15 protein-coding genes are annotated in these 22,540 nt (G+C 59.1%); 6 read left to right on the forward strand and 9 right to left on the reverse strand.

The window, feature by feature from the left end:
• Nucleotides 1-10,194: hemagglutinin repeat-containing protein (locus AAIL67_RS08045; RefSeq protein ID WP_343483745.1), on the reverse strand; the 10,194-nt coding region annotated here is incomplete at its 3' end.
• Nucleotides 10,195-10,203: 9 nt separating this feature from the next.
• Nucleotides 10,204-11,847: a ShlB/FhaC/HecB family hemolysin secretion/activation protein gene (locus AAIL67_RS08050; RefSeq protein ID WP_343483746.1), complete on the reverse strand. Its 1,644-nt coding sequence runs from the start codon at nt 11,845-11,847 to the stop codon at nt 10,204-10,206.
• Nucleotides 11,848-12,656: 809 nt separating this feature from the next.
• Here AAIL67_RS08050 and AAIL67_RS08055 point away from each other — a divergent pair.
• Entirely contained in the window at nt 12,657-13,181 is a 525-nt protein-coding gene (locus AAIL67_RS08055) for an isoprenylcysteine carboxylmethyltransferase family protein (RefSeq protein ID WP_343483747.1), read from the forward strand.
• 714 nt (nt 13,182-13,895) lie between these two features.
• Here AAIL67_RS08055 and AAIL67_RS08060 read toward each other — a convergent pair.
• Nucleotides 13,896-14,114, reverse strand: coding sequence for a hypothetical protein (locus AAIL67_RS08060; protein ID WP_034359109.1), 219 nt, complete (start codon nt 14,112-14,114; stop codon nt 13,896-13,898).
• Nucleotides 14,115-14,399: 285 nt separating this feature from the next.
• Between AAIL67_RS08060 and AAIL67_RS08065 the strand changes: the two genes are divergently transcribed.
• Together AAIL67_RS08065 and AAIL67_RS08070 are read left to right on the forward strand one after the other, a co-directional pair.
• Nucleotides 14,400-14,582 carry a hypothetical protein gene (locus AAIL67_RS08065; RefSeq protein ID WP_034359111.1) on the forward strand — a complete coding sequence of 61 codons (183 nt, stop codon included), beginning with the start codon at nt 14,400-14,402 and terminating at the stop codon, nt 14,580-14,582.
• Nucleotides 14,583-14,784: 202 nt separating this feature from the next.
• Entirely contained in the window at nt 14,785-15,537 is a 753-nt protein-coding gene (locus AAIL67_RS08070; RefSeq protein WP_343483748.1) for an SDR family oxidoreductase, read from the forward strand.
• 160 nt (nt 15,538-15,697) lie between these two features.
• Here AAIL67_RS08070 and AAIL67_RS08075 read toward each other — a convergent pair whose 3' ends face one another.
• The 3 genes from AAIL67_RS08075 to AAIL67_RS08085 all read right to left on the reverse strand — a co-directional run bounded on the left by AAIL67_RS08075 (nt 15,698) and on the right by AAIL67_RS08085 (nt 17,730).
• Complete coding sequence (locus AAIL67_RS08075) at nt 15,698-15,865, reverse strand: hypothetical protein (protein WP_165572393.1); 168 nt, start codon at nt 15,863-15,865, stop codon at nt 15,698-15,700.
• Between the two features lie 479 nt (nt 15,866-16,344).
• Nucleotides 16,345-16,653: a hypothetical protein gene (locus tag AAIL67_RS08080; RefSeq protein ID WP_034395478.1), complete on the reverse strand. Its 309-nt coding sequence runs from the start codon at nt 16,651-16,653 to the stop codon at nt 16,345-16,347.
• Nucleotides 16,654-16,866: 213 nt separating this feature from the next.
• Nucleotides 16,867-17,730: a DMT family transporter gene (locus AAIL67_RS08085; protein ID WP_343483934.1), complete on the reverse strand. Its 864-nt coding sequence runs from the start codon at nt 17,728-17,730 to the stop codon at nt 16,867-16,869.
• 397 nt (nt 17,731-18,127) lie between these two features.
• Between AAIL67_RS08085 and AAIL67_RS08090 the strand changes: the two genes are divergently transcribed.
• The gene (locus AAIL67_RS08090) at nt 18,128-18,379 is read left to right on the forward strand and encodes a hypothetical protein (RefSeq protein WP_034359117.1); all 252 of its coding nucleotides are present in this window, start codon (nt 18,128-18,130) and stop codon (nt 18,377-18,379) included.
• A gap of 247 nt (nt 18,380-18,626) precedes the next feature.
• Here AAIL67_RS08090 and AAIL67_RS08095 read toward each other — a convergent pair whose 3' ends face one another.
• Nucleotides 18,627-19,271: a siderophore-interacting protein gene (locus AAIL67_RS08095; protein ID WP_343483749.1), complete on the reverse strand. Its 645-nt coding sequence runs from the start codon at nt 19,269-19,271 to the stop codon at nt 18,627-18,629.
• A gap of 84 nt (nt 19,272-19,355) precedes the next feature.
• A complete protein-coding gene (locus tag AAIL67_RS08100; RefSeq protein WP_034395483.1) occupies nt 19,356-19,592 on the reverse strand; it encodes a hypothetical protein in 237 nt (78 codons plus the stop codon).
• An 86-nt stretch (nt 19,593-19,678) separates the two neighbouring features.
• Here AAIL67_RS08100 and AAIL67_RS08105 point away from each other — a divergent pair, with 86 nt between their 5' ends.
• On the forward strand, nt 19,679-20,308 hold the full coding sequence (locus tag AAIL67_RS08105; RefSeq protein WP_343483750.1) for a TetR/AcrR family transcriptional regulator: 630 nt from the start codon (nt 19,679-19,681) through the stop codon (nt 20,306-20,308).
• 89 nt (nt 20,309-20,397) lie between these two features.
• Entirely contained in the window at nt 20,398-20,823 is a 426-nt protein-coding gene (locus AAIL67_RS08110; protein WP_063661335.1) for an NUDIX domain-containing protein, read from the forward strand.
• Between the two features lie 190 nt (nt 20,824-21,013).
• On the opposite strand, the gene AAIL67_RS08115 is transcribed toward AAIL67_RS08110, so the two are convergent.
• Nucleotides 21,014-22,531: a PepSY domain-containing protein gene (locus AAIL67_RS08115; RefSeq protein WP_343483751.1), complete on the reverse strand. Its 1,518-nt coding sequence runs from the start codon at nt 22,529-22,531 to the stop codon at nt 21,014-21,016.
• Between the last annotated feature and the right edge of the window lie 9 nt (nt 22,532-22,540).

Consider the following 22,540-nt stretch of genomic DNA (forward strand, 5'->3'; position numbering starts at 1 on the left):
TCCTGCAGCTTTGCTGGCCTGCTTCCCAAACTCTGCCGTGATCGCCACCTGCGCATCGATCTCGCGCTGCACCTTGTTCTGATCAAATATCCGCTCGATGCCCGTGGCATCGCCCGTGCGCACGCTTTGGTCGCCGGCGATGCCCGAGATACCCGCCGTGGTGGTGCCCTGGGCGCTGCCGCTGTCCTGGCCTACGCCGGCTCCCACGCCCTTGACGCCGAACTTGCCCGCATCGTTGCCCACGCTGGCATTGACCCCCACGGCCTGGCCGTCATAGTGGGCGCTGTTGTGCAGGTCGCTGGTGGTGAGCGCCCCGCCGGTGCTGAAACGGTTCTTGCCCTTCTCCAGCGCCGTCTGGCTGCTGGCGATGACACCGCCCTTGAGGTCGGTGTCGCCCTTGACGCTGACCTGGAAGCCGCCGTCCCCTGCCTGGATGCCGCTTTGCTCGGTGACGCTTTGGTAGTTGCTGTTGACCTTGCTCCGACCGGCATTCAATCCGCCGCCAATGGGCACGCCCACGGGGCTGATGGTGAGGCTGCCACCGGCCGACTGGTTGCGGCTGGCGTAGCTGCTGCTGTCCTGCAGGCTTTCGATATTGAGATTGCCACCCACATCGGCGATGACCTGCTTGCCGCTGACCACCGCCCCCTTGAGGTGGGTGTCGCCGCCGGACTGGAGTGTGACGCTGTTGCCTGCCGCTATGTGGGTGTTGGTGTGGGTGAGGTCGTCGCCGGCCTGATTGCCACGGCCTTTGCTGGCACTGACGGTAATGCCGGTCTGCTGCCCCACGCTCACGCCGATGCTGCCGGAGCTTGAGCTGCTGCGGCCGCCGAGGCTGGCCGTATTCTGAGCCGCCTGCAGACGGATATCGCCTTCTGCGGCCAAGGTGGCGTCCTGCCCGGCAGTGATATCCGAGCCGCGAACCAGGATGGAGCTGTCCGCCCCCGCCCCTTGGGCAAGGATGTTGACATTGCCACCGGCTTTGACGGTGCTGCCACGTGCGCTGTCGCTGGTTTGTGCCGTGTTGCTCTGGCTTTTGCTGGAGCCCAGGCTGATGGAGATGGAGGCAGCCTTGGAGGGGTCGCCACCAGCCAGAGCCTGGGCAGCGCCCTGCAACTCGCCCGCAGAGTTCTTGACGTTCAACGCCGTCGCCGCTGCAGCCAGGGCCTGCATGCGGCCGCTGCCGGTGTTGCGGGCAGCATCCGCCATGTTGTCGGCTGTCTGTATGGCGCTGATGACGGGGCTGCCGATGCTGACGCTCAAGCCGCTTTGCTTGAAGCGTTGCTCGGTGGCGGAGTTGCCGGTTTCGCGGGCCTCGACGATCTGAACCTCTTTGGCCACGACATTGACATCACCGCCTGGGGCCATGACATCGCTGCCGACTTGCTTGTAAGCATTGCCCGCAATGATGTTGACATCGCCGCCCACGCTGCCGACCGTAGATGCAGCGGCCGTGGTGCGGCTGCCCGTCTGATCGGCACTTTGCATACGGCTGCCGATGGTGAAGCCGATGCCTGCGCCGCCGCCAAAGATGCCGCTCTTGGTTTCCTTGCGGTAGTGCTGTTCGCTGGAGGTTTCCTGGGCGGCGGCGATGGTGACGTCTCGGCCCGCCAGCAAGCTGGTTCCCGTGTCTGAGACAACATTGCTTGCCGTCACGGCGATATCGCGGCCGGCGTTGATAGCAACCGTATCTCCACCCAGATTGCTTCCAACTGCCGTGGTGCTGTGCAGTTGCTCCCGCGTGGTGACGGTCTTGCTGGAGAGGAAGCCTTTGGTGGTGTGCTGATGCGCCTCGTCCAGACTCTGGCTTGCCTGGCCTGCACTGATCTGGATGTCGTTGCCGGCGGACAGGCTCAAGGCCTTGCCTGCATCGATGGTGGCTGCCCTGGCATTGATATCCTGACCTGCGCTGAGGGTCACGCGGCCAGCGCCGGTGATCTGGCTGCCCACATCCAGCGTGCTCGACTGGCGCAAGTAGTTCTTGCTGTCCCAGTTGATATCCTGGCTGCTGCCGACCGCAACCGTGTTGAGGTTCAGCTTGTTGCCAGCGGTGAGCACGGTAGCGCCGGTGCCCGCATTCTGTATCTGCGCCGCCGTGAGATTGAGGTTGTTGCCCGCACTGGCGACCAGCACGCCGGCCGGCCCCGATACATAGATGCCCGCGACACGATCGATCCCTGTCTGGGTAAAGCGGTTGCCGCCTGCCTGGTTTGCGCTGCCTTGCGTGGTGGTTGTGAGGTTCAGGTCACGCCCTGCGGACACCGCGGCCGAGTCCACGCCCTTGATCATGCCTGCGAGGTTGTCAAAATCCTGCCGGGCTGCAAGCTTGACGTCGTTGCCGGACATCTGGCCGCCCAGATTCTGGATGTTCTCGGCCGTGATGCTCAAGGTGTTGCGGCCCGCAATGCTGCCGCTGTTGACGACATTGCCGGAAAGGTTCAGGTTCACATCCGAGCCTGCCAGCAAGGTGCCTGTGCCGTCCAGGTCGCCGGGCTTGACCCTTACATACACTTGCGGAACCAGAACGCTTTGCCTGGAGCCATCGGGTAGCGTCACTTCCTTGGTGACCAGCCAGACGATGTCGCTGGTCAGTTGCGCCACCTGTGTCGCACTGAGCTCTATACCTGGGCGCAAGCCTTGGGCCTGGGCGAAGGTTGCGCCGTTTTGCAGCAAGTCCTTGTATTGCTCGTCATTGCTGGTGTAGTTGCCCAGGAATCGGCGACCCGTGAGTTGCCCGATTTGCTGCTGCACCAGTTGCTGCTCATAGAACCCGTCGCCCAGTCGCTTTTGAACGGTGCCGGGGTCCATTTGCAGAGCCTGGAGCATGTAGTCCGAAGACAGCCAGTTTTTATATTGCGTGAACCTGGGGTCTGTCTCGACCAGGTATAGCGCGCCTGCTTCAGGGCGCTGGCGATACAGGGAGGTCCCAGGTATCTGGGTGTTGGGCGGGGTGGTGCGAATATTGAATTGAGAGGACGCTGATCTGGCATTGGATGCATCCGCCGCCGTGCTCTCGGGGATCGCGGCTGCACCAACCTTGGCAGAGGCCTGCGCTTGAGCGCTGCCCCCTTGCGCCGCCACGCCCGCTACGGCATTGCTGGTGATCTGCCCCTGGGTCTGCGTTGCAGTGGCTGCACCGGCAGCCGGGCCGGCCTGCGTTCCCTGAACGGCTCCAGGAGCCACGGAATGATGGATGGCATCCACCGCGCCCGCAGCAGATGCTTGTGCCTGCACCGCAGAAATGGCGCTGGCTCCAGGCGCTGCGCCGGTCGAGGGGTTCGCAGCGTGCTCCGTATATGTGTAGGAGGCCAGTGTCTGCGTCTTGATTGCGCCTGCAGGTGCATAGACCGAGCCGCTGTACTTGCGGTTTGGAGTGCTGGAGCCTCCATTCCATGTGCTGTAGACATAGCCTTGGACGACCGATTTGACATCCACGGTCGTAGCTCGGTTATCGAGTGAGCCGCCCGTCGCGTTGATCGATCCACCCGCCAGAATGGTGCTGTCCTGATTCAGGAGCTTGCTGGATGGATTCGATCCATTCCATTGCAGATTGCCGCCTGCCACGATTTTTCCGGGGGCAGATTGCGTCACTTGCGCACTTTGCTCGGTGCTGCTGTAGTCGTAGAAGACAAAATCCCCAATCCAGCGATTGCGAATATCCTGGTAGAAGGCATCCAGCTTCGCGTCCAGGGCGGCATCCGCTGCGTTGCGCGCGTCCAGCAGCGGTTTGTAGGCGTTGTATTCATCTACGTGAGCCTGGGTGACCTGGACATACCGGCTCCCGCTATCCCAGTTGTCGATGGTGTGATAGCCCACTGTGCAGCGTGCCAGAGCGGCGCAGGGATTGGTGCTGCTTAAAACAGGCGCAGGCCCGGTATAGGGCTGCACGCCAAAGTCGCTCCAGATTCGGTGGTCGGCTGCGTAGTGCGCCCCTTTGATGATCTGAGGCACGACGTTCATGAATCCAATGATTCGGTCGCCGCTGTATTGCATATAGCCCTGAACCCGCTGGCCGTTGTCATCGACATAGCTGGGGTTGTAGTAAGGCGCATATTTCTCGAACGGATATCGCTCAGAAGGCAGGAGCAGGCCTTTGTAATACTGATCGAAGGCTGTCGTTTCACCGGTAGTGAATGAGCAGGTTTCTCCGCCCATGCTGCACCGCCAGTCATTGCCGCTGACCACGAAACTAATGTCCTTCAACCCGGAGCCTCCAACATTGCCATTGGAGATCAGCAGAACGTCGCTGCCCTTGTAGCGCTGACCATTGGGTGCTTGAAATTCAACAATCTTTTGACGCTGGCCATCAACCAATGTCCACTGCAGATGCTCATTGGTATTGCGAACCTGGTCATGCCCCAGCACCATGCTGGCGGCAGACTCCAGCGTGGCGCTGTTGTTGTTGAGCGTCTGCCCTGCGCCTGTGGCATGCCAATTTGAATCGAGCGCCCCACCAGTGAAGAGATCTCCTGCGCTATAGATCAGCGCATTTTCCCGGTTGGTGATGTTTTGAACGCCCAGGTTGATCCGCTCTCGCGCAGCAATCGTTGCAGCCTGGGTGATGCCTGCAACGGTTTCTTCCTGGTTGGTCAGCGCGCTGGCTGCAATCGCTACCCGGTCACCATAGATGCGGCCGGTGCCAACGTTGTTGACATTGCCAGCCTGAATGCGGGTGTCGGCACCGTCGATCAGCCCGCGATTGGTCAAGGTGTTGGCGATCGTGAGCTGCGTTGTTTGCCCACTCAGCAGCTCGCCCGTCGCCTGGTTGTCCAGGTTGCTGGCGTTGACAGTCAGGTTCTTTCCGGCTTGGACAGTGACCGGGTTTGTCAATGTGCCCGTGGCTTGCAGCTGCAAGTGGCCACCAGCCTGCAAGGTGCCCGCCAGGGTATGGTCCCCTTGCAAATTCAGGCTTACGTCACCGCGCGAGGCAATCTCTCCTGCGCCGTTCAGGCTGCCTGTGCGAAGGTCCACCTTGTGATCGGCAACGATTTGACCCACGTTGTTGCTGATGTTCAGTGTGGGAGTGGCGGCCTGGTCGGCTGCAATCTTCAGTTGCTTGCCGGCACTGAGCTCGCCCCGATCATTGATCAGTTGGCCGTCGCTCAGAATCGTCAAGTCCTGGCCTGCACGCACAGCCCCTTGGCCGTTGTCCAGCTTGGCAGCGGTCACGGAAATCGTGCTGGCTTCCAGGCCCAGCGCTTGTGCGCTCCCATCGCCGTTCAAAGCCAGGGTGTTCCTGTTATCGATATTTGCGGCCTGAATCGTCAATGCCTGCCCTACCCGGACCAGCCCTGCCTGATTGGTCAGTGTGCCGCTACCGACGTTGATACCTGCGCCTTGCACCGCAAGAATCTGGCTGCCCGAGTTGTCGATACCTGTTGATTGCAGGTTGAGCTGTGCACCGCTGTATATCTGCGCAGCCTGAGCATTCTTCTCGGTGCTGTTGATCGCGCCGCTGCTCGTGATGTTCAGGTCGGTCTGGGCACTGATCAGACCCCCTTGGTTGTTCAAGGTGCCACTGTGAATGTCCAGTTGTGCGCCGGCGACCAGGCCCAGAGAACCTGCGCTGCTGCGGCTTGCCTGGTTGCTCAGAGATTGCTGGTGGGTGTCAATGCCGAGATTGCGACCTGCGGCCACCAGGCCTGCATCGTTGCCCATCTGGCCGGTCGACAGGATGGCGTCTCGTCCCGACACGATCTTGCCTTGGCCGTTGTGCAGTTGATTGCCCGCGCCGTCCAATGTGAGCCGAATATCGTTGTCCGCCTGGATCAGGCCTGCAGCGTTCTTGACGGCATTCGTTGTGGTGTGAAGATTGAGGTCGCCTTGAACTGCAACCAAGGTACCCTGGCTGTTGTCCCAAGCCGTGGCTGTTGCCGTCACGCTCTGCTGCCCTGCAACCATGCCGCTGGTGTTGTCGACATCCGCAGAGCTGGTGAGCGTGGTTGCCCCGTTGCCGATGATTTTTCCACGTGTGTTGTGGAATCCGCCCGTATCCACGCGAAGCTGGCCGGAGCCAGCATGACCGATCATCCCGTCCGTGTTGTCAAGCACCCCACCGGAGGCCAAAGCGAAGTCCTGCGCATTGGCAACGATGCGTCCCGCGTTATTGTTGATAGCGCCAGCACTGCGAATGCCTGCAACGGGGTTGGCGGCTCCGGAAGCCGTATCCGTCTGCTGGATGACGCCTTCGGTATTGTCTATCTCGCCGACATCGATGCTGAGCTGCCCACCACTGAGCTGCGCCTTGGAGCTGTCGAGTTTTTGTCCGGCAGTACTGGAGATACTCAGCAATCCGGGTGTGCTGATCCTGGCCTGAGCAGCTTGAATATCTCCCGTCGTCGCGCTCAGGGTCACGTCTGCACCGGTGCTTCCAGTGGTGCTGCCTTGAAGATCGAGGCTGGCGGCTTTCAGGTTCAATGAGCCTGTCGCCAGTGCCTGCCCATTGGTTTGCAGGCTGCCGGATGTCACTGCCGTCAATGCGCCGCTGCCACTTAGTTGTCCGTTGGCGGCCATGCCGGCCGCCAGAACATTGGCAGCACCGCCGGCAAAGCTGTCTGCAGTGAGCGACAGATTTTTGGCTGCGGCAATGGTTCCTTGATTGCCAACCGCGCCGGCCACATCCAAGGTCTGCTCACCAGCTGCGTACAGCGTTGCGCTGTTGTCCAAGCTGGCGGCCGTGGTTCTGAGATCCTTGGCAGCATAGAGGTTGCTGCTGTTGGTGATGGCTTGGGCATTGACCGTGAGGTTGCCGCTTTGGCTTTGAATGCCTGTGGCGTTTCCTGAGGTGCCTGTACGGGTGTTGCCCAGGTCTGCACTTGTCAGTTGCAGGTCGCCATTGGATGAGATCAGTCCATCGCTGTTGCCGACATTGCCGCTGCTGGCCAAAGACAAGGTTCCGTTGCCAAGGATCTGTCCACGGCTGTTGTCAAGGCTGGATGCCTGCAGTGCTCCGTGCCCTGAGCCGGCATGGCTGATCAGTCCATCTGTATTGTCCAGCGCACCGGATTGAAGCTTGAGATTTGCCGCATTGACAACAATGCGCCCGGCGTTGTTGTTCAGTGCGCCGCCCCTCAGATTGATGTCCAGATCAGCGCCCCCGGACTGTTCAATGCGTCCTTGATGGTTGTCTAACTGCCCAACCTGAATTTGCAATTGCTGGCCAGCCAGGCGGCCTGCGGTGTTGTCCAGCGTTTGGCCTGCAACCGTGTTGGCGGTAATGGACAGCTTGCCTGGCGTGCTGACTTTGGAACCCGCCGTGACAATGCTGCTCTGGGCGGCACTCAGATTCACATCTGCATTGGCACTGCCTGCCGTTGCACTTCCCAGATCCAGACTGCCGCCGCCGAGGTTGACATTGTTTGCAGCCAATGCCTGGCCGGCTGTCTGCAATCCACCCGAAGTGGTGACGTTCAAAGTCCCGGGATTGACGAGTTTTCCGTCCGCAGCCATGCCTGCAGCCAGCACATTGCTGCCAGCGCCTGCAAACGAGGCGGCTGTCACGTTCAGGTCCTGGGCAGCGGCAATCGTCCCGCTGCTGGTGATTGCACCGCTCGCATTCAGCGTCTGCGCGCGTCCTGCGTAGAGGGTGCCGCTATTGCTCAGACTTGAAGTTGCCGCAATCAGGCTCTTCGCGGCCTGGATGCTCCCGCTGTTATCGAGTTGCTGAACGTTCAGATGAACATCGCCCGCCTGGCTTTGAATGCCTTTGGCTGTGCTTGCCGCAGGGGTGGCGCCATTGATCAATTGAGCACTGGTAATGTCGAGTTGCTCGACCGCAGAGATCAATCCATCTGTGTTGTCGAGCTTGCCCGCGTCGATGCTGAGCTGCGTTGCGCTGATCTGTCCGAGGGTGTTGTCCAGGCGCTGGCTGCTCGAGCCGTCGGCTCGGATGGCCAAAAGACCTGCGCTGCTGATGCGGGCGCCGCCCGTCTGGATGTCGCCGCTTTGAGCCGTCAGGCTCATATTGCCTGCTGTGCTGGCCGCGCTGCTCTGTCTGAGGTCCAGGCTTGCGGCATCAAGACTGACGTTGCCTGCTGCCAGAATTTGCCCGGCGCTCTGCAAATGTGCGGATGCAGTTGCGGTCAGGACACCAGCTCCGGCAAGCTTGCCGTCAGCGGCCATGCCCGCAGCCAGTACATGAGTGGCTGCGCCATTGAAGCTGCCTGTTTTCACAGTCAGGTTCTGGGCTGCGCCAATCGTTGCACTGCTGCTCATGCTGCCATCAACCGTCAGTGCCTGGCTGCCTGCCGAATACATGACTCCGCTGTTGTTCAGGGTCGAGGCATGTGTCTCAAGCGCCTGCGCCGCATGGACGCTGCCGCTGTTGCTCAAGGCCTGGGCTTGCACATACAGGGAGCCATTGCTCACAATGCGCGCACCATCCGTGACAGCCGGTTGACTGCTGCTTCGGGAGTCATTGAGGAGCTGGCCTTGGCTGCTCAAGTTGAAGCTTCCGCCACCGGCATGCAGCAGCTGGCCTGCCGTGTTATCGATGTTCCGGGCAGCAATGTTCAGGTTACCGGCTGCTGTTTGAATCAGACCAGCTCTGTTGTCCAGATCCCCTTGCAAAGCGATTGTCTGGTCACTGCCGCCGCTTTGGATGATCTGTCCGCCGACATTGCTCAGAGCGTTGGCATGGATGCCGAGACTGGAGGCCTGCACTCGCGCGCCATTTGTCGTGAGTGTCTGGCCCGTTTGCAGAAACATTTGCTCGGTTGCCAGCAACTGGCTGCCTTGGGCTTGCAAATCACCTGCTGTGGCATGCAGTTGCAAGGCTTTAGCCTGCTGGCGAGACGAAGTCAGGTCAAGGCTTGCAGATCGCATCTGCACATTGCGGGTGGCCAGCGCCTGGCCTGAGGTCTGCAGCTGTGCATCTGCATGCACGCTCAGATTTCTATCCCCGAGCAACCGGCCATCCGTTTGCAAGCCAGCCGCCCAGACTGTTGCATCTCGGGCCTGAATCTGCGCTCCAGCCCCTGCAGCCTGAATGGAGACATCACCCAATGCAGCCACTGTGCCGCTGTGTGCCTGGCTCGCCTGCGAACTCAATTGGACATTGCCGCCGCCATAGATGGCACCGCTTTGCTCTACCGCGCCACGCGTGTTCACGACAACATCGGAGCTGGTGGATTGGATGGAGCCGCTGTTGTTGAGCCAGCCTTCACTGTTCAAGGTGAGGCTGCCGCTACCGGCTTGGAGCAGGCCGGAGTTTCGAACACCCAAGCCAGACTCGGTGCCTACGATAAAGATCTTGCCCGCATACATGCCGCCCAACTGAGCGACGTCCAGGGCGAACTGGGGTTTCTCAGGCTCTGCGCCTGTCGCACTGGGCTTGCTTTGCTGGACGCTGCCATCGATGGCAATCTGGTTGACGCCTGTGACGACCTTGAGGTCTTGAGCCCACAGCCCGGCGTTCAGCGAGATGGCTCTTGCAAGGATGTTGGCGTAATCTGCCTTGGTGGCATCAAGCCCATTGCCCTGGATGCTGATGAGACCGGCTTGCACATTCAAGCCGTCAACCGCTCCATTGGCTCCGTACAGCGGTCTGCCCGTCGTCAGGGTCACGCCTGCAGCATTGATGAAGGACAGGCCATCGACCACCAGACCCGAAGGGTTGGCGATGATGACGTCTGCCCGCCGGCCTGCCACTTCCAGCGGTCCCATCAGGCGGGATTGGGCCGCTGAATTGACTTCGTTGACGATGACTCTGGCGCCGCCGTTGGCAAGCCATGGATTGCCTTGCACCCAGCCACCAATCTGGGTTTGCACATTGCTGCGGCTGTTGTTGAGGATGGCGCCTTTTTGCCCGATGTCGAACTGCTGGTAGGTGTTGCGGCTCACGCCACCCGCGGAAGGGGTCTGGATGTTGACCGTGGGCGTGCCGTTGGCTGATTCCAGAACCGTGGGGCGCTGACGGTTGGGGGCCGAGGGATCGGCAATGATTTGCGCAAAACCGGCAGGAGCCCCCAGAGCCAGTGCCAGCATGCCTGCTGTTCTGGCTGCAGCAGAGAACGGGAAATCGCTGAGGAAGGATCTGGCAGTGCGCAAACTTCCCGCCGACGAGACACCTGAGTGGGCAGCCCCTGTCTGTGTGCTGCCATTGCCGGCCTTGCCTTCGCTGGAGGCTGTTTCCTGCACCACGATCCGGATGCCACGCGCTTTGTTGAAGATAACGCGATGAAGATTCTTGTTCATGACGACGCCTCAGAAGCTGTAGGCCAGGCTCAGAGCCAGGTTGGTGTGGGAGGTTCGGAAGTGCTCCGGCTTTTTGACAGGCGTTGCCACAAAGACTTCATAGGAGAGCTTTCGCCAGGCCCCACGCAGGCCTATGGCCGCGCCGGTCAATGAATGGCCCACCAGGTACTTCGCAGAGGGCCCGCTGACATGGCCGGTATCCAGGCCCAAAAAGGCTTCGGCATTGCCCGCAGCGCCCAGACTCAAGGAGGTGCTGAGTTCGTTGCGCCAGTACCAGCCACGCTCCGCCAGCAAGGTGCTTTCTCCGTCAAAGCCCCGCACCGTGTAACGGCCGCCGATACCGAGGCGGTCCTGTGGCGTCAGCGGCGTCTTGTTCCACTGGCCATGCCAGTTGCTGCTGAACCTGAGTTTGGTGCCGCCCAGCTCGAAGGGCTTGGACAATGCCAGATCGGCAATGAAGAGCTTCATGCGCGAAGTGCCTTCACCAAAGGGCTCCTCTGGCGCGTGCAAGGCCGCAAAAGCACCTGTGCCTCGCTTGTAGGCCAGATTGGCATCCAGGATGGCATTGCCCAGATAGCTGCGCTGGTTCAGGCTCAGCTCAAAGCCCGAGGTGCGCCTGCGCTGGACATCGATTTCCACATCGTCGATGTAGTTGTTGGAGGTCCGCTGGAACGCCTTGATGCCAACCGTTGTCTTCGAGGAGGCATTGCGAAACACTACGCGGCTTAGCTTGAAATCCAGGTTGCTGGATTCGCCGCTGTAGGTGTAGTTTTGATAGGCACCGGCCACGCCTTGGTGGTACTTGTTATAGGAGCCGGACAGGGCTGCCAGCCAGTATCCCAAAGGCACGGAATACTGCGCAGCACGGGTCTCGGTGCCACGGTTGCCACCATTGCCGATACCACCGCCGAAGCTGAAATACATCAGATCATTCAGGCCCAGCGGGTTGTCCCAGGACACGGTGCCCGTGCCCTGGACTTTTCCTGTGGATTTGGTGCCGCCATTATCCAAGGCGACGTTAAAGCGCAGCGGGCTTATTTTCTTATAGGTAATCATCAAATCACTTTGGCCGGGTTCGACATCCGGGCCTTCGGCGGGAGTGATTTGAATATCGGCATCTGCCGTTGGAACACGCTTGAGGTTTTCCAAGCCTTGCTCAATATCACGCAGTTGCAGCAGCTCGCCAGGTTTGGACGGCAGCGCTGCAATAAGTGAAGTGTCTCCTGTGCTGTCCGGGGTAAATCTGATGGACCTGAGAACGCCGGGAATGAAAGCAACGGTCAGCACCCCGCTTTGGAGGTTTTGCGGAGCCACCATGACCCGGGAGGTAACGTAGCCATGCTCAAGCACTGCCTGCTGCAGCCGAGCCAGGATGACTTCGACACCCTTCGCCCCAATGCAAGGCCTGGCACTCAGATCAATACCCGCTGCCGCCTTGAGCCACGGCACTTGATCAAGTTTTTCTCCTGTCAATTCAAGGGAGTGCAGCGCAAAGCAGGGAATCTCGCTCGTCGGCATCTCCAGCGCAATGGCCTTGGTCCGCGGCTGCAAGGTATCTGCATTGGGAGCCATGCGCTCACGCAGTTCCCGTTCACGCTCTTGCTGTCGTTGCAACTGCTGCTGTTCAATGGCTGAACCGGACAGTTGCGCCATGGCAGGAGCTGCAAAGCTGAGTACGGCAACAAATAGTGACGTCAATTGAAAACGCTTGCCAGGCGCTGTCTCCCTCATAAAAGAGCTATTTATTTCTTGTGTCATTATTTCTCGCATGAAAGCAGCCATGTTTATGGCTGATGGCCGGCATACAAAAGCTACAACAGCAGCATATTTAATGAATAACAAGTTTCCTGCAGTGAATTACCTCCACAGCAGTAGAAAGAGCTTTCACTGTTTTCCGTGGCCAGGCCAAGTGTGAAATCCAATTTTCACTCGTGACTTTTTTATTTTTTTGAGAAGTAGCTTCGCTAACGGCGAATTTTTTATTTCTACACCGGCTGCCACCCTTGAAGCCAGGGTTCCGGACTGAAGCACTCAGCGGCCTCAGTGCCCGCCTACGCCAACGATTTCATGCAAGTCAATGCACTCTTGAATGAGTATGAAAACCGGCGTATCAATCGGTTCCCCATTTATCAAGACAAGCAAAAATAAGACGGCGCTCTCAGCGATCACTGACGAAATATGGAGATGGACCCAAGCAAGCATCAGACGACAGAGAACATGCTAATCAAAGCAGTCGATGATGAGGATAAGAAAATTCTTATTTTTAGAAACTGAAAACTCAGCAATATCGTTCATATGCCACGAAAACTGAATGCCAGGTTTGATGCATCCGTGCTTACGTCCTGATCTGCCAACATCTGGGTAATGCAAGCCCGCAATAGCGCGGTATTTTTTGAGCATCAGAAGTCATAGCCCCGCTTGCATTCAATGGCGTGGCATGCACCCAGGTCATGCTGCAGCACATGATTGACAATGAAGCCACTTTAAGCTTTAGGCTTGAATGCATGATTTCTCAATCCCCACCGCAGAACAAACCCTCTTTACTCATGCTTCGGGTGCCGCCGATGGCGCTGTTCGCTGTGTTTGCCGTGGCAATGTGGTTTCTGCCCGATATCCTGCCGATCGGATTCACTGCTTCATGGATGGTGGCCCTCATGCTCGCCGCAGTGGGCGGAGCGTTCTGCCTCGCCGGTGTTCGGGCATTTCAGCATGCCCGGACCACGGTGAACCCCATCAACCCGGCAGCATCGACGGCGCTGGTGGTCAGCGGGATCTATCGGGTGACACGCAATCCGATGTATCTGGGCTTTGCGCTTTTATTGCTGGCACTCGCCATGTATTTGGGCAAGTTATCGGGATTGCTGCTTGTGCCGCTGTTCATGGCCTACCTTCAGCACTTCCAGATACGACCAGAGGAAAGAGCGCTGCAGGCGAAATTTGGTGCCTTGTTCGTGGCCTATTGTCGGCAGGTACGACGCTGGCTATAGAAGGGTTTGAGCCGGCCCGGGCCACGCCGGCTGGTATTGACTGCGCATCCGGCGCCATGCACCGCTGCCTTGCAAGCAGATAGACAAGGTCAGGCAAGCTCCCCGGCTGTGTCGATGCTGGCGCGGCCCAAAACTCCATTCAGCCCGGTCATCCGAAGATTGCAGGGCATCCATGCTTGCCACAGACAGATCAGCGGGGCACATAGGCCACTTGCCCACCTGACGCTTTGCGCTCGATCATCAGCAAGTGACTTGATCGAGCGGCAGAGGCTTGCTGCAGCCGGTTTTTACGTCCAATCGTCTCTGACCTCGTAAATGACCCAGGCCACCAGCAAGACGACCAGTTGCAGACCAATCAGTTGAATCATGAGAGTAGACATCGCCGCTCTCCTTGAGTGCATTGATGCAGTCATGGTCCCACTTCGGATGTTCGCCAGCAAATGAAGACAGCTTGCACTTCGCGGGCTTTAGCAGCTACACATTGGGCTGCTCTATCGGATCGCCCGGCAGCTCTGCAGGCGGCTGATCATTGGGCGGATCAATCGGATCCGGCTTGGGTTCCGGTTCTTTGAGCGGGTTCTTCTGAAGAGTCATGGCGGCCATCTCCTTGCAGTGATGAAGTCGGTGCCGAACAGATTGGCGAATGAGTCACAGACACAATGGGGAGCAGCACCATAGATCTCTGACGAGCTGCGGACAGCATCCGGATGAGGCTCAGGATATCTCGAAGATGTCGCCATCCGACAATGCCGCGCTCTCATGGTAGATGTCATAAAGGTACTGAGGCAGCTCCTCATAAGTGATCTCGGGAGGAACGACCAGATCCACCGGGCCAAGCTTTCCATCGAGCCCAACCGCAAAGCAGCGCCATCCCGAGTTGCTGCGCTCTATGGCCAGGATGTCGCCAAACACATTGAATCGGTACTTTTCCATTTCTGCTCCACTGTTGAGCCTTGCATGCTAGCCGCATCTGCTCGCCAGTCTCGGACAGCCTGTGGCACCTGAATTGCCGAACCCGTGCATCAAGAGCCATCAGCCCGAAGCCTTGTCAGAGCCGATGGAAACGAGGCATCGCTGCTTTTCCTGGCGTTCGCCCCCATCCTGTTTATGCACCAAAGCTGACGTTTTACTTAATGGATAGGGCTTCAAGGTTATTAAAAAGAGTACTGTGGAGCTCGGCGATCAATCTTGATTCGTCATCCAGGACTGGAGGTCTATATGCCAGATAGCCGTATTCCCCCGCCAATCCAGAAGTTCTGGGAAACCACCAAGGAGCTGTTCTCCATGGACAAGGATTTCCCTGCGCCGCCCCAACTAGACTCGCAAGAGCCCACAGACATGGAAAAAAAGCAGGAGGAAGAGAGACTGCTGCGCATGCGCCACAACTACCGATACTGGTAGCCCTGTCTCTTGAATCCAGCCTTGCGATTGGTTTTCAACCACCTCTACAGGTGGTTTTTTGTTGCCTTGAGATACAAAAGCATGAGCACTTGGACCGGATCAAGCCTAGGCCGCAGAGGAAATGCGGCGATAAGATGAATCGAGAACCGTGAAGCTGGAGACGAGACTCGCGGCAGAATCAAATGGATCACCAAGGAGCCCCATGAAAAACAAAGTTGTGCTCATCACCGGAGGCAGCCGAGGCATTGGCGCAGCCACCGCCCTGCAAGCAGCAGCGGCAGGCTGGGACGTGCTGCTCAGCTTCAATACAGACCAGACGGCAGCCGATGCGGTTGTCTCGCAAATCACGGAAATGGGCAGGCACGCCATGGCCATTCAGGCGGATATGGGCTGCGAAGAGCAGATTCGCCGTCTTTTTGCCGTGGCAGATGTACAGTTCGGGCGCCTGGACGCCCTGGTCAACAACGCAGGTATTGTGGACACGGCACAGACGCTGGCCGAGTTCAGTTTGCAGCGCCTTGAGCGAATGTTTCGCATCAACACCATAGGTGCTTTTCTTTGTGCTCGCGAAGCGGTGCTTCGCATGAGCACTGCCAATGGCGGCCATGGTGGAGCCATCGTCAATGTGTCCAGCATTGCGGCAAGGCTTGGCGCGCCACGCCAGTACGTCGACTACGCGGCCTCCAAGGGTGCTGTGGATGTGATGACTCTGGGGCTGGCCAAGGAAGTGGCCGCGGAAGGCATCCGCGTCAACGCTGTCCGTCCCGGCCTCATTGAAACGGATATTCATGCCAGCGGGGGGCAGCCGGACCGGGTTCGGCGCCTGGCCGCTGGCGTTCCCATGAAGCGCGGAGGGACCGCTCTGGAGGTTGCCAATGCAATTGTATGGCTCATCTCGGACGAGTCGCCATACACCACAGGTAGCCTGATCGAGATTTCGGGCGGAAATCTCTAACCAGGCAGCCGCCCGATCACGGCGAGCCCTCCGGTAGTCACACCAGGTGACACGGCGTTTTGCGTCAGCCCGGACATATTGGATTGCTGCCTCCCTGACCTGGCAAACCGCGACGTTATCTGTTTCTCAGCCTTCGCTCGACCGCGCCAGTCGAGGCCTGTCATTCAGCGATGGCCGTGACCATGGCCGCCACCCGGGCGATGGCCTCCATGCGGTGGACGGTGATTTCCATGCCCTCCGTGGCCTGAGTGCGGTGGGCGGTGCGCGTGATGATGGTGGTAGTACCCAGGCCTATATGCAGGCCGCCCGTAGTAGTACGAGCCGCCATAAGGCTGATAGATGTAGGTATCGCTATACCCGTAGCTGTATCCAGGGCCCACCGCGTAGCATCCCGACAACAGCAAGACGAGGGCAGAGACTCCAAACAGTTTTTTCATGTACGAAGTTTAGACGGACCGAATTCGCGCGGTTTTTCAATGTGTAAGCCCGGTTTTGCGCAAACAACTGCCAGCATCTTGAGGAATTTTCTTTTGACATGCCCCGCGATGCCCGCCAGCTGGCGAAGGAGCTCCGTTTACATCCGGGGAATGCATGCAAATGGCCAAGTGGCCGTTTGACGGCAAGCCGGCCTGCTTTTTCGTCTTCTGCCTGGGCGCCGCAGCTATGTGGGATGGCAGCTGTGCCCTCCCCTCATCCCGGCAAAGGCGCCGCGCAATGGGTTCGCCCGACCAGGCATGCATGCCCGGCTGCCGGGTTGCGGCACTGCAGCACAGCAGCACTTCGTGATAGTTGACGCGTGACGCTGCGCTAATAGCCCCAGCTTTGGCCTCCCGGATAGGTGCGCCCGCCACTCAATCCGGAGCCCGGCCACGGCCACAGGCTGCCTTGATTTTCACGGCCCTCGTTTCCGCGGTCACGAAAGTGGTCCCGGTCCCAGTCGTTTTCAAAGTCGATCGGGCGATCCCGCTGTTGAATATCGTTGTTTCTAAGATCCCGATCCGCATTCTTCTCAACCTGATGGGAGCCTGGATCCATTCCTTGCCCATTGACCGGCCTCTGCATCACGCATCCGGTCAATATCAAGGCGAACGCAGTCAGTGCAACTAGCTCTTTCATGGCAGCCCTTTCTACAAGTGGCACTGACAGCCTATTCCTGCCGGTGGATACCCGTGTAAAGCGATGTTCGTCGGCACGACGGCAGGGATGCGCATGGGAGCTTGTGCATCGACCACCCCGTGCATTCAAGCTCGTGACATTCGCAGCAGCGCAAAGATGCTGCAAGCACTGATCCCCTGGCTCCTGAAGAGCGCTAGGGAAAGGATTGCACAACTACTCTTTTGCCACAGCAGGCCTGCCGCCAGACCGGGTCACCACAACCAATGAGATACCGCCCAGTATGGCCGCACCAGCCAGAGTCAGCCGCATGGTCCAGGGCTCTCCCAACAGGGAGACGGCACCGATGGCGGCCAGCAAGGGAACGCTCAGCTGTATTGATGCTGCAGCCCCCGCCTTCAGCTGAGGTAGCGCCGCATACCATGCGACGTAGCCCAGTCCGGAAGTCAGCATTCCGGAGCACAGCGCATACATCAATCCTGCCGTGCTCCATGAGGCCTGCCCCTGCACCAACACGAGCATCAGCAGCGAAAGCGGCACCGTCCGCAAGAAATTTCCTGCCGTCACGCCGATCGGGTCGGTTGCGCCCTTGCCGAGCAAGGAATACAGCCCCCAGGCAACCCCTGCAAGGAGCATGAGCAAAGCCGCTCCCAGGGGCGGAGCCGAGAGTCCGGGTCGCAGCAACACCACCAGGCCGCCGAAAGCCAGCACCAATCCACCCCATTGCCGGGGTGAAAGTGCCTCGCCGCGACAAAGGCCCACGCCCACCATCGTCGCCTGCACCGCGCCGAAAAGCAGCAAGGCACCGACACCGGCCGACAGACTCCCGTAGGCGAAGGAAAACAACGTCGCATAAGCGAACAACAAGCCCGCCGACGTCCAGTTGCCAACACCGGTAGAGGGAGCGCGTTTCAGGCTCACGACCAGCGCCAGCATGGCCGCGCCCGAAGCCAGGCGCACTGCCGTAAAGCTCGCGGCATCAATGGAGTGGGATTGGAGCGCAAGGCGGCACAGCAGCGAGTTGCCGGCAAAGGCCAGCATCGCCAGACCAGTCAACACAGTGGTGTGAAACAAGGGCATCACAACCTCGTAGATGGACCAACCCCGGTATTTTTCCATGTCATCCGTCCGTAACAAAGCAACTGCTGTCTTGATGGAGATAGCCCCGCCTTGCTGCCGGCGCCAGCCCTGTACCGGAGGATCGGAGATTCAGCCCGGCAGGCTGGAAGAACGCGGCCGGGCGCAGCAAGCGCCATCAGCTTCACGAGCTGCCTTGAAGAGCAAAGCCCCGGTCGCCAAAACAACAGGCCTGCGGTCCGGATTCAGGATTCAAGCCACACCACGGCCTCTGTGCATCAATTGCACACTTCCAGGCACTTTCTGTGGCTCGGAGAACGAGGGAGGTGAAATTTCCGCGACAGCTACAGTCACCATAATTCCTCAAACTTGACACACATCATGAAAGAGAAAGGGTTGGATGGAGTTCCTAGGCAATCAAAGCGCCCAGCTGAGGATGATGAAAGGCCAGATCATGGCGCAAGAAGCACTTCTCATTGCCCTGATCGAAACGCTGGATGACAACAAGAAAAGCAATCTGCAACACAACTTCAGCCAGCGCGCCGAAGAGATCAAGGCGGAGGTCTTGAACTCGATGGCGACAGATGAGCTCTACGAGCGCCTGCTGGAGCACCTCGACAGATATTCGAAGACCGTCAACTTGCGCCCTTGACTTGTTGCGCAACAAAGACCTGCCCGCCATGACGCGGGCTTTTTCTTTGGCGGCTTGCATGATGCCGGCTGGGTGGATCACGGCGCCAAACCATCTTCCCAGGCCCGATGGCAGCCGACGATTCCAAGGACAGGAGTTCAAACGCCGGCATCGCCTGAGCGGACTTGCCGGCTTGCTCACATTCGAATCCGGGTGAGCGCAGCTACCCGTCATCAGCCCCGCCGACAGCAGGTACTCGAGAAACACATCACGCTTCCCGGTGGTCGGCCGCCCCGGACTTCCAGTATCCCTTCGCGCTCAAGCCGTGCCTGGGCAGCTCTCGCTCTTGAAAGTAATGATGCTTCAGGCTACGGATGGCCGCAGACTCTCCCGCAATCCAGATGTAGCCAGGCCCTGTCGGCAAGGGGCGGTGCAGCAGTGCCTGACACAGGCTCAGGCCGGGTTCCGGCTGGGCATTGATCCATTGGACGCGCAGCTTGGCCAGGCTGTCGATAGGCTGATGCTCACTTGGCGACAGCACTTCCGCATAGACCTTGGCATTGATGTCGGCGGGCAAACGGCTGGCAATGCTCTGGATGCCGGGCAAAGCGGTTGCATCGCCTGCCAGCATGACCCATTGTGTATTGCCGGGGAGCAGGAAACCGCCGCTGCGAGGCCCTGCGATTCCGATGTGTTCGCCAATCAAAGCCCGAGATGCCCACTCAGAGGCCGGACCGGAGCCGGATCCTGTTCCATGCAGAACAAAGTCCAGATCCAGCGTTCCGGCCTTGAAGTCGATACTTCGTATCGTGTACGCACGCCCTTCCCCGGTGGGAAGAAAGACTTTGACCCAGGCGGCTGGTTCATCGACTCCCTGCACTTGAAGAAATGCTGCAATCTCGTCACCGCCCACCGTGATTCGCCGCATATGTGAGTGATGGAATGAACTGCCTGCACGACTCCCACGGCTCTTGCTGTGCGCGGCTTGTGGTCGATTTCATGCATGGCGCACTCCCTGGGGCAAGAAGCTCAGCAACCGCACTGCAACCAGCAGGGATGGGGCGACAAAGATGCCGAACCATGCCCGAGACAGCAGGGCCGCCACAGACTTCGCCCCGATGATCGGAAATCCGGTGAACACTGCCTGTGTGACTGGCAGCAGCTTGATTAATGCATTGATGGCGGGCGGCTGACAGGCCGCTGCTGCCACCGCTTCATGAGAACGAATGGACATCGATCACTCCAAATATGAGCATTTGCTCGATATGTGAAAGAATATGAGCCATTGCTCGCATTGAAAACTCGCGTGCGGACAGACCTATGCCGACCCTGCCACAACCACGACGAATCCCTCGCCAGAACCGCTCACGGGCCTTGGTCGATGCAATTCTTGAAGCCACGGCTCGCGTTTTGAGCGAGCGCGGCTATGCAGGAACCAATACCAATCTGGTTGCCGAACGCGCCGGGGTCAGCGTCGGCTCCGTCTACCAGTACTTTCCCAACAAGGATTCCCTGATCACGGCCCTGCATGAACGGCACGCGGTAGAAATGCACGCAGCCATGGAAACCGTCCTGGCGGGCACCACGTCGCCAGGATTGCTGGAGCGGCTGGCAGCCATCGTGCATGCATGGCTGGCGGCGCATCAGGTTGCTCCCGAGCTGCACCAGGTGCTGGAGAAAGAGTTTCCGTTCTTTGATGCCCCATCGGATCAGAGCGCGGCCGATCAAAGCATTCATTGCCGCATTCGTCAGCTGCTGGAGAAGCACCGGGATGAAGTCATTCAGGAAGACCTGAATCTCGCCACCTGGATTGTGTTGCGGACCATGGAGTCATTGATTCATGCCGCGGTCATTCCTCCCGGAACGCCCCACCCGATCCAGAAGACCGAGCAGGCCATCGTGGAGATGCTGATTGGCTATCTCTGTGGCGGCTCGCGGCGCACCACATGAAGGTTGTGCTTTAGGGACAACCGGCCTCGGCTGGCTTCAGTGCCTGGTACTCGCGGGAGCAGCCCAGGCTATGGCATGAAAATAGTTCGATGAGATCGGAAACTCCATTGCGCCCAAGCAAGGCCTGTCCAGTGGTCATTCGGGGCCAAGGCTCTATCGAAATACTGGCATTTGAGCACCCGCTGGCAGGTCTGCAACTTGTCAAAGGCACGATTGAACCGGGCGAGAACTCAAGAGAAGCGGCATTGCGCGAATTGCGCGAAGAAAGTGGACTTGAAGCATCTGAAGTCTTGCTGGATCTGGGAATATGGGCATCTGGCTACGAGGACCAGATCTGGGCATTCCATCTGTGTGATGTGCGTCATTCACCCGAATCCTGGACCCATCAAACCAGCGATGATGGCGGTCATGACTTCAAGTTCTTTTGGCATCCGCTTGCCCAGCCACCCAATGAGCGATGGCACTGGGTGTTTCAAGGTGCGCTGAAATACATCGCAAGCAAGCTATCCGCGTGACGCGATTGGATGCTTGGAGGTGGGGCTGTTCCCGCAGCCGGCCTGATTGCAGACTTCGGGACAAGGCATCGAATGAAGGCAGGATGAAGCATTTACCAGTCTGGCTTGCGTCCGAAGCTCCACGAGGCAAGTAGCTCGGGTCTTGCGGCAGGCTGTAAAGAGACGCTCTTCGATTGCACCATCCCCCAGATCAAAATCGGCGTTTATGCCCGATGAGCAGCTTCAGTCGCCTGTATCCCAGCACGATGCCGGTCAGTGCCAGAGCCAACGTACCAATGCTCAGCAAAACGAGGATGGCATCACGCGGCCAGGCGTGGCGCAGCATCCACGGCAGGTCCCAACTGTGCAGGAAATTGAACAGCCACCGTCCTGCACGCTGCCTTTGGTCCAGGCTCAGCACAACATCACCTGAGTAAGGGCTGATGTATACGATGGTGTTTCCCGGATCTTCAAATTGCATCCGGAGCACGGGCAGATCACGCGCCGCTGCTGAATACATCGAGGCCTCACCCCGACGGTAATAGTAGGCGTCGTACTCGTTCAGCAACGTGGTCGAGCGAATGGCAAAAGGGAACAGCTTCTTCGCGGCCTGTTCTAGTTTCGAACGGTCAAGTTCCCGCTCTACCTGGGGCGCAGCAAGGCTTGCGGACACGATGCGGGTCTCCCCTAGTCCATTGAATGCCAGCAGATAGGGCTGCCCATCCAGTACTTCCCATTCGACCTCGCGCGTGTCAAACCCCTCGGCGCTGAGCAGTGTCAGCGCTTCGTGCATGGTGAGCCTGAAGGGATTGCTTCCTGGACCTGCATGCTGATAAGCGCGCAGATCGGGACGAGGTCCTTGCGGGCTGAAGATCCCAAGCGGATTCATGGACATCAGGCCGCTGAAGATCCAGCAGATCATCATCGCTCCAAATACGAGGCCGGTGATGTGATGCCAGCGCATCTGGAACTCCCGGTACGGCGTCTTGGCTCCGGATTTGTAGCGACCGTTGAAGCGCCATCGCCAGATGCCCACCAAGGCACCGGCAATGGCTGAGACGGTTCCCAATGCCGAGAGCCCGATGACCAGCCAGCTCCATACAGGGTCTTTGGAGCCTTCACGCACCATATACACCCAGTGAAGCCAGGCTCCCACGTAGTTCCAGTAGCGTTGATGGCGCGGTACATCCAGGACCACCTCGGCAGTAGTCGACGAGATGTACAACAGGCTTGATGCGGAATCGTCCATCAGGACCTTGATGAGAGGCCGATGGGGATCGAGCGATGCGGAGTGTGTCCAGCGATCGTCTTGCGTGCGACCTTGCAGCACTCCATTTGCTCCGGACAGGAACGCCTTGGCGGTGCGCAAGGCAGTTGCGTCGTCGGGCGGCTGCACAACAACGCCCGTGCCGGCATCAACCACCCGCAGCGTGCCGTCCGCCTCCTTGAGCCGGTAGCTGGGGCGGCCCGCAATGGTGGTGAGCACGATCTGCTGCACCTTGTCGGCAGACTGGCTTTGCTTCAGAGCTGCCTCAACAGGCAGATAGCTCTGGCCGGTGCTCAGGGAAGGCAATGCCTGCAGGCGCTCCGTCGGCAACAGTTTGGGGTAGCCGACAAAGAGCATCACCACTCCGCTGAAGAGCCAGAGCGCCATCAGCACGCATGCACCCACCCCGGTCCATCGATGCACCAGAAACACAAGCCGCTTGGCTTGGGCGGAAGTCCACATCGGCGGCGC

Origin of the sequence: Comamonas sp. A7-5 (assembly GCF_039581385.1) — a bacterium.
GTDB lineage: Bacteria > Pseudomonadota > Gammaproteobacteria > Burkholderiales > Burkholderiaceae_C > Comamonas > Comamonas thiooxydans.